Annotated in this window: 13 protein-coding genes; 5 read left to right on the forward strand and 8 right to left on the reverse strand. The window is 65.9% G+C overall.

What is annotated here, in order from left to right:
- The first annotated feature begins 7 nt into the window (after positions 1-7).
- The gene (locus JWQ90_RS17495) at positions 8-1,057 is read left to right on the forward strand and encodes an NAD(P)-dependent alcohol dehydrogenase (RefSeq protein WP_299696282.1); all 1,050 of its coding nucleotides are present in this window, start codon (positions 8-10) and stop codon (positions 1,055-1,057) included.
- 23 nt (positions 1,058-1,080) lie between these two features.
- Here the strand turns inward: JWQ90_RS17495 and JWQ90_RS17500 are convergent, their stop codons facing one another.
- From JWQ90_RS17500 to JWQ90_RS17515, 4 genes are read right to left on the reverse strand one after another with little or no spacing between them, the layout of a single operon-like run.
- On the reverse strand, positions 1,081-2,205 hold the full coding sequence (locus tag JWQ90_RS17500) for a zinc-dependent alcohol dehydrogenase family protein (protein WP_366919539.1): 1,125 nt from the start codon (positions 2,203-2,205) through the stop codon (positions 1,081-1,083).
- A gap of 2 nt (positions 2,206-2,207) precedes the next feature.
- A complete protein-coding gene (locus JWQ90_RS17505; protein WP_299696284.1) occupies positions 2,208-2,663 on the reverse strand; it encodes a thioesterase family protein in 456 nt (151 codons plus the stop codon).
- A 16-nt stretch (positions 2,664-2,679) separates the two neighbouring features.
- Positions 2,680-3,375 carry a histidine phosphatase family protein gene (locus JWQ90_RS17510; protein WP_299696285.1) on the reverse strand — a complete coding sequence of 232 codons (696 nt, stop codon included), beginning with the start codon at positions 3,373-3,375 and terminating at the stop codon, positions 2,680-2,682.
- A 59-nt stretch (positions 3,376-3,434) separates the two neighbouring features.
- Complete coding sequence (locus JWQ90_RS17515) at positions 3,435-4,190, reverse strand: SDR family oxidoreductase (RefSeq protein ID WP_299696286.1); 756 nt, start codon at positions 4,188-4,190, stop codon at positions 3,435-3,437.
- Between the two features lie 184 nt (positions 4,191-4,374).
- Here JWQ90_RS17515 and JWQ90_RS17520 point away from each other — a divergent pair, with 184 nt between their 5' ends.
- Positions 4,375-6,552 (forward strand): malate synthase G, encoded by a 2,178-nt coding sequence (locus tag JWQ90_RS17520; RefSeq protein ID WP_299696287.1) that lies wholly within the window; start codon positions 4,375-4,377, stop codon positions 6,550-6,552.
- Between the two features lie 82 nt (positions 6,553-6,634).
- On the opposite strand, the gene JWQ90_RS17525 is transcribed toward JWQ90_RS17520, so the two are convergent.
- Entirely contained in the window at positions 6,635-7,522 is an 888-nt protein-coding gene (locus JWQ90_RS17525) for a LysR family transcriptional regulator (protein ID WP_299696288.1), read from the reverse strand.
- Between the two features lie 137 nt (positions 7,523-7,659).
- Here JWQ90_RS17525 and JWQ90_RS17530 point away from each other — a divergent pair, with 137 nt between their 5' ends.
- Positions 7,660-8,079 carry a DoxX family protein gene (locus JWQ90_RS17530; RefSeq protein ID WP_299696289.1) on the forward strand — a complete coding sequence of 140 codons (420 nt, stop codon included), beginning with the start codon at positions 7,660-7,662 and terminating at the stop codon, positions 8,077-8,079.
- Between the two features lie 100 nt (positions 8,080-8,179).
- Here JWQ90_RS17530 and JWQ90_RS17535 read toward each other — a convergent pair whose 3' ends face one another.
- Complete coding sequence (locus tag JWQ90_RS17535; RefSeq protein ID WP_299696290.1) at positions 8,180-9,445, reverse strand: NAD(P)/FAD-dependent oxidoreductase; 1,266 nt, start codon at positions 9,443-9,445, stop codon at positions 8,180-8,182.
- 169 nt (positions 9,446-9,614) lie between these two features.
- Between JWQ90_RS17535 and JWQ90_RS17540 the strand changes: the two genes are divergently transcribed.
- Positions 9,615-10,508, forward strand: a complete 894-nt coding sequence (locus JWQ90_RS17540; protein ID WP_299696291.1) for an acyl-CoA thioesterase II — start codon at positions 9,615-9,617, stop codon at positions 10,506-10,508.
- On the opposite strand, the gene JWQ90_RS17545 is transcribed toward JWQ90_RS17540, so the two are convergent.
- Positions 10,502-11,440: a YbhN family protein gene (locus JWQ90_RS17545; protein WP_299696292.1), complete on the reverse strand. Its 939-nt coding sequence runs from the start codon at positions 11,438-11,440 to the stop codon at positions 10,502-10,504. The genes JWQ90_RS17540 and JWQ90_RS17545 overlap by 7 nt on opposite strands.
- A gap of 213 nt (positions 11,441-11,653) precedes the next feature.
- Here JWQ90_RS17545 and JWQ90_RS17550 point away from each other — a divergent pair, with 213 nt between their 5' ends.
- Positions 11,654-13,327, forward strand: coding sequence for an alkaline phosphatase D family protein (locus JWQ90_RS17550; protein WP_299696293.1), 1,674 nt, complete (start codon positions 11,654-11,656; stop codon positions 13,325-13,327).
- A 78-nt stretch (positions 13,328-13,405) separates the two neighbouring features.
- On the opposite strand, the gene JWQ90_RS17555 is transcribed toward JWQ90_RS17550, so the two are convergent.
- Positions 13,406-14,416: an AraC family transcriptional regulator gene (locus tag JWQ90_RS17555; protein ID WP_299696294.1), complete on the reverse strand. Its 1,011-nt coding sequence runs from the start codon at positions 14,414-14,416 to the stop codon at positions 13,406-13,408.
- Between the last annotated feature and the right edge of the window lie 94 nt (positions 14,417-14,510).

Below are 14,510 nucleotides of genomic sequence, written 5' to 3' on the forward strand. Positions count from 1 at the left end.
AGCCCGCTTGATCACCTCGATTGGCTATGCCGCGACGCAGGCCCGGGCACCGCTGCTGCCTTTCAACTTCGAACGCCGCGATCCGGGCGAGTACGACGTGGTGCTCGAAGCGCTGTTCTGCGGCGTCTGCCACTCCGATCTGCACGCGGTCAACAACGATTGGGGCAGTACGCGCTACCCGCTGGTACCCGGCCACGAAATCGTCGGCAAGGTCGTCGAGGTCGGCAGCGCGGTCACCCGGTTCAAAATCGGTGATCACGCCGGCATCGGCTGCCTGGTCGACAGCTGCCGCGAATGCGCGCCCTGCCACGAAGGCGACGAACATTTCTGCGAGTGCGGGGCGACCGGCACTTATGGCGGTTTCGAGCGCGGCACGCGCATCCCGACCTACGGCGGCTATTCGAATAACTACGTCGTCGCGGAACGCTTTGCGCTGACGATTCCGCAGAGCCTGGATCTGGCCGCCGCGGCGCCGCTGCTATGCGCCGGCATCACCACCTACTCGCCGCTGCGCCACTGGAGGGTCGGGCCGGGCCAGCGCGTCGGTATCGTCGGCCTCGGCGGCCTTGGCCACATGGGCCTGAAGATCGCCAAGGCGCTCGGTGCCGTCGTGGTGCTGTTCAGCACCTCCGAGAGCAAACGCGAAGACGGCCTGCGTCTCGGCGCTGATGAAGTGGTGATCTCCAGCGACCCGGCGCAGATGAAAGCGCAGGGCAATCGCTTCGATTTCATTCTCGACACGGTGTCGGCCGAGCACGACATCAACGCCTATCTGCGCCTGCTCAAGCGCGACAGCACGATGTGCCTGGTCGGCCTGCCCGAGAAACCGACGCCGTTCAATGCCCGCAGCGTCGTGCTCGGCCGCAAGAGCCTCGCCGGCTCGTTCATCGGCGGCCTGCGCGAAACCCAGGAGATGCTCGACTTCTGCGCCGAACACGGCATCGTCTCCGACATCGAGATGATCGATATCCAGCAGATCAACGAGGCTTATGCGCGGCTCGAAAAGGCCGACGTGAAGTATCGCTTCGTGATCGATCTGGCGTCGCTGAAAAGCTGATTTCGCACCTGTAGGTGCAGCTCTCAATCGAACAACACCACCTGCCGCACTGCCTCCCCGAGCGCCAGTCGATCGAAGCCGGCGTTGATCTCGTCCAGCCGCAAGCGGTGCGTCAGCAGCCGATCAACCGGCAGCAGTCCGGCGCGGTACAGAGCGACATAGCGCGGGATATCGCGGCTCGGCACCGCCGAGCCCATGTACGAGCCCTTGATCGTGCGTTCTTCGGCAACCAGGCTGACGGCGGGCACCGAGAACATCCTGCTCGGATGCGGCAGGCCGGCGGTGACCGTCGTGCCGCCTCGACGTGTGGCCGCATACGCCTGTGCCAGCACCATTTCGTTGCCGACGGTTTCGATCGTGATCTGCGCGCCGCCACGGGTGATCGAGCGGATTTCGGCGACCGCGTCCTCGCCTGCCGCCACGACATGATGCGCGCCGAGTTCGCGTGCGAGTTCGAGCTTCGACGGCAGCACGTCGATCGCGATCAACGGATACGCACCGGCCGCCCGCGCGCCCAGCAAAGCGGCCAGACCGACGCCGCCGAGGCCGAATACCGCCACGCTCCCGCCCGGCTGTACGTGCGCCGTGTTCACCGCGGCGCCGACACCGGTCATCACCGCGCAGCCGAACAGCGCCGCGATTTCCGCCGGCAGGCTGGAATCGATACGCACCGCGGAGCGCGCCGATACGACCGTGGTCTCGGCGAAGGCTGATACGCCGAGATGATGATTCGGGCTCGCGTCACCCAGATGCCAGCGGCGAGCGCCGCCAAGCAGTGTGCCGGCGGTGTTCGCGGCGGCACCGGGCTCGCACAGCGCCGGCCGGCCGCTGGCGCAGGGCGCGCAGTGGCCGCAAGTCGGCACGAACGAGAACACCACCTGGTCGCCGATCGCATAGCCCTCGGTATCCGGACCGATCGCCATCACCCGGCCGGCCGCTTCGTGGCCGAGCACCATTGGCAGCGGCCGGGGGCGCGAGCCGTCGATCACCGACAGATCGGAGTGACACAGGCCCGCCGCACGCACTTGCACCAGCAGTTCGCCGCGGCCCGGCGGATCGAGATCCAGCGTGCGCAGCTTTAGTGGCTGCGACTGCGCATACGGCGCCGGCAAGCCGAGCGTTTCGAGTACCGCGCCGGTGACCTTGATACTCATGACCCCGGATCCTTCTGCAGGCGCTGCAGTGCGCTGCGGACCGGCTCCGGCAGCGCCTGGGGCCGCCGCGTATCGCGCGCGACGAATACATGGACGAACCAGCCTTCGGCCGCAGGCTCGGCATCACCTTCGCGGAACAGCGCGATCTCGTAGCGCACGCTGCTCCTGCCCAGGTGCGCGACGCGCAGAGCGGCGTCGACCGCGTCCGGAAACGCCAGCGCCTTGAGAAATCTGCAATGCGATTCGGCACAGAAACCGATGGTGTCGCCGCAGTGGATATCGAGCCCGCCTTGACGTATCAACCAGGTGTTGATGACGGTATCGAAGAAGCTGTAATAGTCGATGTTGTTGACGTGGCCGTAGACGTCGTTGTCCTTCCAGCGCGTGCCGATGCGCTGGACGTAGGGATAGCTTGCACGGCTTGCAGCGGTACTCGGATACGCGTCGTCCATCGCTCGCCCCGGCGGTTCAGCGATAAGTGATCAGCTGTCTCGAACGCTCGCCTTCGAAATGGGCGTGCTCGTTGAACGTCGACAGATACAGGCCGCGATCGCTGTAGATCAGCTTGGTCACCGAGGCATTGGCGATGATGCGGTTCAAGCGCGCCGCATCGCGCAGCGGCACATGCAGCAGATCGGCGGCGGTCGATGCCACCGGCCCGCCGGAAGTGAACACCAGCGCGGTCTGCGAAGGGCCCATCGATGTCACCAGCTCCCGCAGCGCGCCCGTCACGCGCGCATTGAAGGCCGGCCATGATTCGGCGTAGTCGCCGTCATGCTCGCCGCTGATCCAGCGCTCGGTAGCCTGCTCGAACATCGCCTGGAAAGCGCGGCGCGGATCGGCTTCTCCGGCGAAACAGGCATGCCGCTCGGTCGGGTCGGCGAGGCGCGGGTCGAAGCGCGCGATCATCTCGTCGTGGTCGTACTCCTTCCAGCCCGGATGCTCGTCCCAGCGCGCCGACAGGCTCATGCCGGCGAGGCAGGCTTCGGCGGTCTGGCGATGGCGGCGCATCGGCCCGCAGGCGATGCGGTCGAGTCGTATACCGCGTTGCTTCAAGGCCAGGCCGAGTATGCCCGCCTGCTCGACACCGAGCGGCGACAGCGCGTCGTAGTCGGCCGCGCCGAACGAGGCCTGCCCATGCCGCACCAGATAAATCGCGCCCATCTACTGCTCTCCGGTTGTGTTCCCTGCTGCGCACGCGAGGAAGGAGACCCGCGCAGACATCACGCCAGTTTTGCGACGATCGCCAGCGGCAGATGCTTCAAGAAGAAACCGACCAAGGTCCACGGCCAGGACGGCACATAGGCCTCGGCAGGTTCGCGTTCGATCGCGCGTACCAGTGCGCGGCAGCCGGTTTTGGTGTCGACGATGAACGGCACTCTCTTGAGCTTGTCGTTGATCTCCGAGCGGATGTAGCCCGGGAAAATCGTGCTCACCTTGATCTTGCTTTTCCTGGCCAGCAGATCGGCGCGTATGCCCTCGCTCAACGCCGCGAGGCCGGCCTTGGTCGCCGCGTAGGTCGTCATCGCGCCAGGCATGCCGCGCACCGCGCTCATCGACGAGATCGTCACCAGATGGCCTTCGCGCTGATCACGCAATATTTCCAGCGCGGCTTCGCATTGCGCCAACGCCGCGACGAAATTGGTTTCTGCCGTCTTCAGATTGGCCTGGAAATAACCGGTGCCCAGCGGCGCGCCCTTGCCCATGCCGGCGTTGACCAGAATCCGGTCGATCGTGCCGAACTCTTCGCGAAACGCGCGGAACACCCGGAACACTTCGTCGTGATCGTTGACGTCCAGCGCCCGTACGCTGACCTGGATATGCGGATAGGTGGTCAGCAGTTCGTCGCGCAGCGCCTCGAGCCTGTCGGTGCGACGCGCGCACAGCGCCAGGTTGCGCCCACGCGCGGCCCATTCGCGGGCCATGCCCTCGCCCAGGCCGGAACTGGCGCCAGTGATCAGGATGTTGTTGCGCACCATCGGGAATCGATCCTTGCGGATGTTGGGGGCCGACTACGGTAATGGCTTTCCGTATTGGGTTCCATTACCACACGGCCCGGTCGCCGCGATCCGAGCCATAGCTGCCCCGACCATGTAAAATTCGCGCCCCGGCCGGCCGGCCAGCCCTGCCCGCGCGCCCTTTCACCCCATCGATGAGGATTTCATGAGCACCACGCGTATCCAGAAAGGCGGCCTGCAGGTTGCGAGCGTTCTGAGCGAGTTCATCGAGCAACGCATTCTGCCCGGCACCGGCATCGAGCCGGCCGCGTTCTGGGCGGGCTTCGAGAAGATCACCGATACGTTTGCGCCGCGCAACCGCGACCTGCTCGCCAAGCGCGACAGCCTCCAGGCGCGCATCGACGCCTGGCACCGCGAGCGCGCCGGCAAGCCGCACGACGCGGCCGCATACAAGAAATTCCTCGGCGAAATCGGCTACCTGCTGCCCGAGCCGGGCGAGTTCAAGGTGACCACGGCCAACGTCGATCCGGAAATCGCCGAGCAGTGCGGCCCGCAGCTGGTCGTGCCGGTGATGAACGCGCGTTACGCGCTCAACGCCGCCAACGCGCGCTGGGGCTCGCTGTACGATGCGCTGTATGGCACCGACGCGATCCCGGAGATCGACGGCGCCGCGAAGGGACCGGGCTACAACGAAGTGCGCGGCGCCAAGGTCATCGCCTGGGCGAAAAGATTCCTCGACGAAGCGGCACAGCTGGCCAGCGGCAGCCACAAGGACGCGAGCGCCTATGCCGTTGAAGGCGGCACGCTCGTCGTGACCGTCGGCGGCGCCAAGACCGGCCTCGCCGACGCGGCGAAGTTCGTCGGCTACACCGGCGACGCGGCGAAGCCGAGTTCGGTGCTGCTGAAGAACAATGGCCTGCATGTCGAGATCGAGATCGATCGGCGCCACGTGATCGGCGCCACCGATGCGGCCGGCGTCAAGGACGTGGTGCTGGAATCGGCGATCACGACGATCCAGGACTGCGAGGATTCCGTGGCCGCGGTCGACGCGGTCGACAAGGTCGTGGCCTACTCCAACTGGCTGGGTCTGATTGAAGGCGATCTCGCCGAAACCCTGGAAAAAGGCGGCAAAATGATCAGGCGCGCGCTGAACCCGGACCGCGAGTACACGACGCCGGCCGGCGGCAAGCTGACGCTGCCGGGCCGCAGCCTGCTGTTCATCCGCAACGTCGGCCACCTGATGACGAACCCGGCGGTGATCCTGGCCGACGGCTTCGAGATTCCGGAAGGCATACTCGACGGCATCGTCACCGTGCTGATCTCGTCACGCGACGTCGCAGCCCGCAACCACTACCGCAACAGCAGGGCCGGCAGCATCTACATCGTCAAGCCGAAGATGCACGGCCCCGAGGAAGTTGCTTTCACCTGCGATCTGTTCTCGGCGATCGAGGATCTGGTCAAGCTGCCGCGCAATACGATCAAGATCGGCATCATGGACGAGGAGCGCCGCACGACGGTCAACCTCAAGGCCTGCATCTACGCCGCGCGCGAGCGCGTCGCGTTCATCAACACTGGCTTCCTCGACCGCACCGGCGACGAGATCCACACCTCGATGGAAGCCGGCCCGATGGTGCGCAAGGCGGTGATGAAGCAGCAGCCGTGGATCGCCGCGTATGAGGACTGGAACGTCGATATCGGCCTGGAATGCGGCCTGCCGGGCCATGCGCAGATCGGCAAGGGCATGTGGGCGATGCCGGACCTGATGGCGGCGATGCTGGAGCAGAAGATCGGCCATCCGAAAGCCGGCGCGACCACGGCGTGGACGCCGTCGCCGACCGCCGCGACCCTGCATGCGACGCACTATCACCAGGTCAAGGTGTTCGAGCGCCAGGCGCTGCTCGCCCAGCGCGCCAGGGCCAGCCTCGATGCGATCCTGACGATCCCGCTGCTGGGCGATACGCAGCTCACCGCCGAAGAAATCCAGCACGAACTCGACAACAACGCCCAGGGCATCCTCGGCTACGTGGTGCGCTGGATCGACCAGGGCGTGGGCTGCTCCAAGGTGCCGGACATCAGCAACATCGGCCTGATGGAAGATCGCGCGACCTTGCGCATCAGCAGCCAGCACATCGCCAACTGGCTGCGCCACGGGCTCACCAACAAGGCTCAGGTGATGGAAACGCTGAAGCGCATGGCCACGGTCGTCGACGGGCAGAACGCCGGCGATCCGCTGTATCGCGCGATGGCACCGGCCTTCAACGACATCGCCTTCGATGCGGCCTGCGACCTGGTGTTCAAGGGCTGCGAGCAGCCCAACGGCTACACCGAGCCGCTGCTGCATCAGCGCCGTCAGCAAGCCAAGGCGAAGTACGGCCTGCTGTAAAACGTGCGTAGGTCGGCAATCCTTTGCCGACGTGAGGCTTGGTTTACGCATCGAAGCTACACGTCGGCAAGGGATTGCCGACCTACTTCGCTTGGAAAGTCTCGACCAGGAAATCCGCGAACGCACGCACCGCGGACGAGGTCTGCCGATGCGCCGGATAGACCACGTAAACCGCGCCCGGGGGCGGCATCCAGGCGTCCAGCACGCTGACCAGCCGGCCGTCTTTCAATGCGTTGCCGACGATGAAGTCCGGTAGCAGCGTCAGGCCGAGCCCGGCAATCGCCGCGTCGCGCCCGAGTTCGCCGTTGTTGGCGCGGAGCTGTCCCTGTACCGGGATCGCGATGCGCTTTCCGCTGCCGTCGACAAACACCCATTCGACGCTCGGGCTGTGCCCGTACAACAGGCAGTCGTGCCCACGGATATCGGCCGGTGTCAGCGGCGTGCCGCGTTGCCGCAGGTAGTCGGGACTCGCGCAGACGTAGGGCTGCACCGGCGTGACGGTACGCGCGATCAAAGACGAGTCCGCCAGCAGCGCAATACGCACCGCGACGTCGTAACCCTCACCGACCACGTCGACCAGCCGATCGCTCAGGTCCAGCTCGACGCTGACCTCGGGATTGCGTTGCAGGAACAGCGGCAACAGCGGGCTCAAGTGCAGAGTGCCGAAGGACATCGGCGCCGAGATCCGCAGCTTGCCGCGCGGCTGCAGGTTCTGGCTGCTCACCGCGCGATCGGCGTCGTCCACCTGCTCCAGGATGAGCCGGGCTCGCTCGTAATAGTCGCGGCCGAGATCGGTGACGCTGAGCTTGCGCGTGGTCCGCAGCAGCAGGCGCACGCCCAGCCGCGCCTCCAGCGTGCCGACCCGGCGGCTGACGAACTGCTTGGACAGGCCGAGCCGGCCGGCGGCAGCGGTGAAGCTTTGCGCGTTCACGGTCGCGACGTAGATCCGCAGGTCGTCCAGCTGGTCCATGTCCCATCCATTGTCATGCTTGAGTGGACGATCTTACGGATTTCAGCATCTTTATACACACGGTGCGACTATCTAGACTGCATTCATACCGACCTGATCCCCAGCGCCGGCCTACTCACCCACTGAACGAGGTCGCCATGAATACCACCACCCCCATCCAGAACCCTTCCTACCCCGCCACCGTCGGCCGCGTAATGCTGAGCCTGCTGTTTCTGGCTGCCGGCTTCGGCAAGCTCGCCGCTCCGGCCGCCACCAAGGGCTACATTGCTTCGGTCGGCCTGCCGGCTCCGGATCTGGCTTACCTGATTGCCGTTGTCGTCGAAGTCGGCTTCGGCCTGGCGCTGCTGGTCGGCTTCCGCACCCGCATCGTCGCGGCGGTGCTGGCCGCCTTCAGCCTGGTCACCGCGGTGGTATTCCACAACCACTTCGCCGACCAGAACCAGATGATTCACTTCCTGAAGAACCTGGCGATCGCGGGTGGCTTGATCCAACTCGCTGCAGCCAGCCAGAGCGCTGTCGGCATCGACCGTTTTCTGGCTCGCCGCCAGGCCGCGTAGTCCGACGCGGGTTTTTCCTAGGTCGGCAATCCCTTGCCGACGTGCACCCTTCGATACGTAAAGCAGGCCTCACGTCGGCAAAGGATTGCCGACCTACAACTCAGCTCGCTGGCGCCAGCAGCTCCTTCAGCGGCCTGGTCTCGTCGGCGAGGCGGGCGGGCTCGACTTTCAGCCGCTCGGCGACCAGCTTCTTGGCGACCATGAATTCCGGCAGGCGGCTGACCGAGTCCACCGCCAGCAACACGCCGTCCTTCAGGTAGAACGCCAGGAAGCTGCGGCTCGATGGCGAGCCGCGTAGCGCCACGGTGTCGTAGCCCTGGTTGAGTCCGACCATCTGCAGCTTCAGGTCGTACTGGTCCGACCAGAACCAGGGCACCGCGTTGTAGGGCTTGAGCTGGCCGACCAGCAGCGCCGCGGCGCTGCGCGCCTGCTCCAGCGCGCTGGGCACCGACTCCAGGCGGATGCGCCGGCCGGCGTAGGCGCTCGGGTGGCTGCTGCAGTCGCCGATGGCGAGGATGTCCGGGTCGGAGGTCCGGCCGTATTCGTCGACGGCGATGCCGTTGTCGATCAGCAGGCCGGCTTCCTGGGCGATCTCGACGTTCGGGATCAGGCCGATGCCGACGATGACCATGTCGGCCGGGATTCTGAGGCCGTCGCCGGCCAGCACCGTGGTGATCTTGCCGGCCTCGTCGAACTCGAAGCCGGTCAGCGCGGTGTTGACCCGGATATGCACGCCAGCCTCGGTGTGCACGCGCGAATAGAACTCGGACAGCTCCGGCGCGGTCACCCGCTGCAGCACCCGCGGCATCGCCTCGAGCACGGTGACGTCGATACCCTTCTTGCGCGCCACGGCCGCGACTTCCAGGCCGATGTAGCCGCCACCGATGATCACCAGCTTGTTGCCGGCCTTGAACTGCTCGCGCATCGCGTCGACGTGGCCAATGGTGCGCAGATAGTGCAGGTTCGGCGCCTGGTTCACGCGCTCGTCCCCCAGGCTCAGCAACCGCGGACGGCCGCCGGTGGCCAGCACCAGCTTGCCGTACGACAGCTTGCGGCCGTCCTCGAAGCTCACGGTCCTGGCCGCGCGATCGATCGACACCGCGCGCGCATTGGGCAGGAACTCGATCTTGGCGTTGTCGTAGGTCGCCGGCGCCTTCACATGCAGGCGCTCAACGGTGATCTCGCCGGACAGGAAAGCCTTCGACAGCGGCGGGCGCTGGTACGGCAGGTGCGGCTCTTCGCCGGCCAGGGTCACCGCGCCGGTGTAGCCGTTCATGCGCAAAGCAATTGCCATTTCGCCGGCCGCGTGGCCGGCACCGACGATCAACACGGAATCCGTCGCGGTGAAGCTACCCTCGGTGGTCATTATCGGCAATCTCGGTCTTGGTGGACGGGCAAAGCGGGCGGCAAGATTACTCGCTAGCCGGCCCTCGGCTCAAACCTGCGTATGGACGATACCCATCCGGGCTGGCCGGGCGATACGATCGGACCCGACAATGACCATCCTCACCCATTACCGGTCCGACGCTGCCCCGATGAGCGACTCTCCTACCCCGATGTCTCCGGCCCTCTGGGACGGCCGCAATCTGAGCACGCTGTTGCCGCTCCAGGATCTCGGCGGCGACCGCTACGCCAGTCGAGCTTCGGACGGCAACGTCAATCAACGCCTTTACGGCGGGCAGCTACTCGGCCAGGCCTTGCTCGCGGCCACCCAGACGGTTGCGCCGGAGCGCCGCGTGCACATGCTGCAGGCGACTTTCCTGCGCGGCGCAACGATCGATCACCCAACCACACTCCAGGTACAGCGTCTGCTCGACGGCAGCCGGTATTCGTCGCGGCACGTCCGCGTCTCTCAAGGCGAGCAGGCGGTGCTCGACGCCCAGGTGTCGTTCCAGGTCGCCCAGGATTCACCCCTGCACCGGCAGATCGATGCCGACCCCGTGCCCGATCCGGACGCTCTGACCGACATGGTCGATCTGGTGCGCAATTCGCCGCAGAAGTTCGTACTGGGCACGGTGCCGCTGATCGAGAAGCATTGCGTCGAAATGCGGCCGGTCGCGCCCGAGGATTTTCTGTTCGTGGCCAACACCCAGCCGAGACTGCGCTTCTGGCTGAAGCTGCGTGAACCGCTGCCCGATACACCGGCCCTGCACGACGCGGCCGTCGCTTACCTATCGGATTATTTCATCACGTTCTGCAGCTACGGCCTCTACACCCCGATGGTCGGGATGCGCGACTACTATGTCGCGAGCCTGAATCACGGACTGTGGTTTCACGAAAGCCCGCGCGGCGACGACTGGCTGCTGTTCGACTGCGAAAGCCCGGCGACCGGTCATCGCCGCGGGTTTGCGGTGGTGAAGATCTTCGATCGCGCGCGGCGTCTGGTCGCGTCGGCGACGCAGCAATGCACGCTGGGTGAGCGTCAGTAACTCGCTGCCGCGTGCTTGGCGCGCATCTCCAGCGCCAGATGCAGCACCAGCGCCGCGATCAGCGGCGCGATGTAGTAGACCGCGCGGAATGCCAGCAGGGCAGCCATCAGCTTGCCGTGGCCAACACTGCCGCCGAGTAGTGCGATGAACGTGCCCTCCAGCACACCGATGCCCGCCGGCAGCCGCACGATCAGGCCGCCGAGGCCGCTGGCCATGAACGCGATCATCACGGCCGCGAAAGGCACATGCGCCGGCATCAACAGAAACACCGAGGCCGAGGCCGCGCTCCAGGTCACCGCCGATAGCGCCAGCTGTAGACCGGCATATGGCAGCGACGGACACTGGAATTCAACGCCGCGGATCTGCCGCTTGCGGCCATGGAACACCGCGCAGAACGCCAGATACGCCGCGACAATGCCAATCAACAGCAACCCGCCGCCCTGCAAGGCCGCGTGGCCCATGTGCCAGGAGGTTTTCAGCTGCGGCGGGGTGATCAGCAACAGCAGGCCGGCGAGCAGGATGAAACCGGCCCAGTTGGTCAGCACCGACAGGCCGATGATCTGCGTGGTCTGCGCTGTGCCCAGGCCATAGCGCGAATACAGCCGGTAGCGGAAACCCATGCCGCCGAGCAGCGCGCCGACGTTGAGGTTGACCGCATAGCTGACGAACGCGATCGCCAGCACCGTCGGTGTCGGGATGTCGTGCTTCACGTAGTGCCGCGACAGCAGGTCGTAGGAGCTGCAGGCCAGATACGCGATCATCGCCAGCGCGAACGCCGACGCGAGCGTCGCCACACGGTAGGCACGCAGCGACTCGCCGATCTCGACCCAGTCGAGTTCGCTGCCGCGATCGACGACGATCCAGACAACTGCGGCCAGAAACACAGCGGAGAGCAGCCATTTACCGCGGCGCCGCCAGTCAGACTTGTCCATGGGCGCCAAGCACATCCGTCCGCCATTTGCCGGCAGTCTTTTGCCTGGGCACTGAATCGGGCATGAAGGCCCTGCCGCAGACAGTGCCGGACGGCCCTGTAGGTCGGCAATCCCTTGCCGACAGGAGGCCCCGGTCGCGCATCGACGACACCGTCACCATGCCGACATTCGGGCAAGCTAGCCTGAGGCGATCACCATCCTGGAATCAGCATCATGGGCCGTTCCCGCAGCAACAAGCCCCGCAAGGGACTCAGCCGCCGCGACTTCCTGACGCGCTCGGCCGTCGCCACGCTGGCACTCGGCAGTTCAGCATTCGCGCCGGCGAAAGCCGCAAGCAGCGCCGCTCCGGCGGACGCATCCTCGAACGCTTTCCAGCACGGCGTCGCGAGCGGCGATCCCTTGAGTGACCGGGTCATTCTGTGGACCCGCCTCACCACCACGTCGAGCGAAAAAATCAGCGTCGAATATCGCTGGTCCACCGATCCGATGATGCTCAGCGGGGTCAAAACCGGCACCGCCAAGACCTCGTCCGCGACCGACTACACGGTCAAGGTCGATCTCAAGAGTCTGAAACCCGGCAAGACCTACTACTACCAGTTCTCGGCGCTCGGTTATTTGTCGCCGGTCGGCCGCACGCGGACCTTGCCGACCGGCAGCCCCGGCCGCCTGCGCATCGGCGTCTCCTGCTGCGCCAGCCTGGCGCATGGCTATTTCAACGCCTATGCGCGGATCGCCGCGCGCAATGACCTCGCCGCGGTGCTGCATCTCGGCGACTACATCTACGAGTACGGCACCGGCGAATACGGCAATGTCCGCGCGTACCAGCCGGACGACGAGATCCTGACGCTCACCGATTACCGCACGCGTCACGCACAGTACAAAACCGACGTGGATCTGCAGGAGATGCATCGCCAGCATCCGGTGATCGCGGTCTGGGACGACCATGAGACCGCCAACAATGCCTGGACCGGCGGCGCTGCGAATCACGACGAGGCAACCGAAGGAAGTTGGGATCAGCGCGTCGCCAACGCGCTGCAGGCCTACTACGAATGGATGCCGGTGCGGCACGCCAAAGATACCGATCTCAAGCTCAATTACCGGCGCTTTCAGTTCGGCGATCTGGCCGACGTGATGATGGTCGAGACGCGCCTGCTGGCGCGGGCGCAGCAGCTGCCGCCCAACCAGGGCGCGACATTCACGCAGACCGGCGATTTCGCCGACCCGAACCGCGACCTGTTCGGCAGCACCCAGGCCGACTGGCTGAGCCAGCAGCTGCGCGGCTCCGCCTGCAAGTGGAAGCTGCTCGGCCAGCAGGTGATGCTGGCGCAGCTGAAAATCCTCGGCACGCCCAACGCGACCGGCACCAGCCGTTATGTGAATCCGGACCAGTGGGACGGCTACAACCCGGCGCGCGAGCGGCTGTTTTCGGTGCTGAAGGGCGACGAGTCCAACGCTCCGGTCGGCAACGTCGTGGTGCTGACCGGCGACATCCACAGCTCCTGGGGCGCCGACCTGACCGAAGACCCGAACAACCCGGACGTCTCCGCCGGCGGCTACGATCCCAAGACCGGCGCGGGCTCACTGGCGGTCGAGTTCGTCTCCACCTCGGTGACCTCACCCGGCCTGGATACGCTGCCCAAGCTCGCCGACGTGAGCAAGACGATCAATCCGCACTTCAAATACGCGGAGGTCACGCGGCGCGGTTATCTGTTGCTGGACGTGAAGCCGGAGCGGGTATCGGGCGAATGGTGGTATGTCGACACGATTCTCGACCCGGCCAGCACCGGCGAGACGTTTGCGGCCGCGTACAAGGTCGGCGACGGACAGAACCATCTGCAGGTGTCGTCCGAATCCTCGCCGATGAGCGGGCCGCCACCGGCACCCTGACCCGTAGGTCGGCAATCCCTTGCCGACGTGAGGCCTCGATTGCGTATCGAAGGTGCACGTCGGCAAGGGATTGCCGACCTACGGGCGATACGCTCCCGGCCGCAGCCCGGTCCACTGCTTGAACGCGCGGTGGAAGGCGCTGGCTTCGGCAAAACCGAGCTGGGCGGCGATGTCCGCCAGGCTGGCGTCGCTGCCGGTCAGATGCTGTACGGCCAGGTCGCGGCGCAGCGAATCCTTGATCTGGCTGAACGACACGCCCTCGCGCTCGAGCCGGCGGCGCATCGTCGTGGCGCCGATGTGGAAGACATCGGCCAGCTCGTCGAAGCCCGGCCATTCGGTCGGCGGCAACGCCATCAGATGGCGGCGAATACGCCGGCCGAGGCTGTTTTCGTCGCGGAACTTGAGGATGAAATTCGCCGGCGCACCGCGTAGGAACTCCTGCAGGCTGCGCGGGTTCTGCACCACCGGCGCCTCCAGCAGCAGTGCGCTGAACGCGATCGAGGTGTCCGGCGCGTCGAACTCCAAAATCTCGGAAAACACGTCCCGATATTCGCGATGCCAGGCGGGCGCCGGGTAGGCGAAGCGGGCACGCAGGATCGGAATGCGCCGGCCGATCAGCCAGCAGGCCAGGCCGTGGCTCAGCACCAGCAGGGTTTCGTGCGCGAACACCCGATCGCTGCCCGCCGCGCCCGGCACGGGCTTCAAAATCAGGCACGCCTCCGGGCCGGATAGCTGCAGCTCGATGCGGGTGTCGTCCAGCAGGATGCCGAAAAACTGCACGATGCGGCGCAGCGCCTGGCTGAGCTTGGGCGTGTCCAGCGACAGCCGGCACAACGCAGCGAAGCTGCCCACCTTCATGCGCCGCGAATCCTGGCCGAAGAATTCGTCGTCGAGCGCGCGGGCCACAGTCAGCCACAGCGCGCCGAACGTGGCGGCGGAGACTCGCGCGCCGTCGTCAGCGAGCTGATCCGCGGCGATCCCGGTGGCGGCGCAGATCGCCTCGACGTCCGCGCCACCGCGATGCGCGGCAGCCAGCGCCTCACGCACGAAGGCGATCGAGACAGTGCCGCTGCGGGTCTGCGGGTCCATGGCGGATTCTCTCACTGCGGATGGCAGTTTTCGACATCCTCGCGCGGGGCCGGGCTTCATAAAATCAGGCGGTTAACTCACGCGCCACCTAGAG

This window comes from Hydrocarboniphaga sp., assembly GCF_028291725.1.
Lineage (GTDB): Bacteria > Pseudomonadota > Gammaproteobacteria > Nevskiales > Nevskiaceae > Hydrocarboniphaga.

Bases quoted from the DNA above. Each gene is read 5' to 3' on its own strand.
- JWQ90_RS17505 (WP_299696284.1), bottom strand. From the start codon at position 2,663: ATGGACGACGCGTATCCGAGTACCGCTGCAAGCCGTGCAAGCTATCCC.
- JWQ90_RS17510 (WP_299696285.1), bottom strand. From the start codon at position 3,375: ATGGGCGCGATTTATCTGGTGCGGCATGGGCAGGCCTCGTTCGGCGCG.
- JWQ90_RS17515 (WP_299696286.1), bottom strand. From the start codon at position 4,190: ATGGTGCGCAACAACATCCTGATCACTGGCGCCAGTTCCGGCCTGGGC.
- JWQ90_RS17520 (WP_299696287.1), top strand. From the start codon at position 4,375: ATGAGCACCACGCGTATCCAGAAAGGCGGCCTGCAGGTTGCGAGCGTT.
- JWQ90_RS17525 (WP_299696288.1), bottom strand. From the start codon at position 7,522: ATGGACCAGCTGGACGACCTGCGGATCTACGTCGCGACCGTGAACGCG.
- JWQ90_RS17530 (WP_299696289.1), top strand. From the start codon at position 7,660: ATGAATACCACCACCCCCATCCAGAACCCTTCCTACCCCGCCACCGTC.
- JWQ90_RS17535 (WP_299696290.1), bottom strand. From the start codon at position 9,445: ATGACCACCGAGGGTAGCTTCACCGCGACGGATTCCGTGTTGATCGTC.
- JWQ90_RS17540 (WP_299696291.1), top strand. From the start codon at position 9,615: ATGAGCGACTCTCCTACCCCGATGTCTCCGGCCCTCTGGGACGGCCGC.
- JWQ90_RS17545 (WP_299696292.1), bottom strand. From the start codon at position 11,440: ATGGACAAGTCTGACTGGCGGCGCCGCGGTAAATGGCTGCTCTCCGCT.
- JWQ90_RS17550 (WP_299696293.1), top strand. From the start codon at position 11,654: ATGGGCCGTTCCCGCAGCAACAAGCCCCGCAAGGGACTCAGCCGCCGC.
- JWQ90_RS17555 (WP_299696294.1), bottom strand. From the start codon at position 14,416: ATGGACCCGCAGACCCGCAGCGGCACTGTCTCGATCGCCTTCGTGCGT.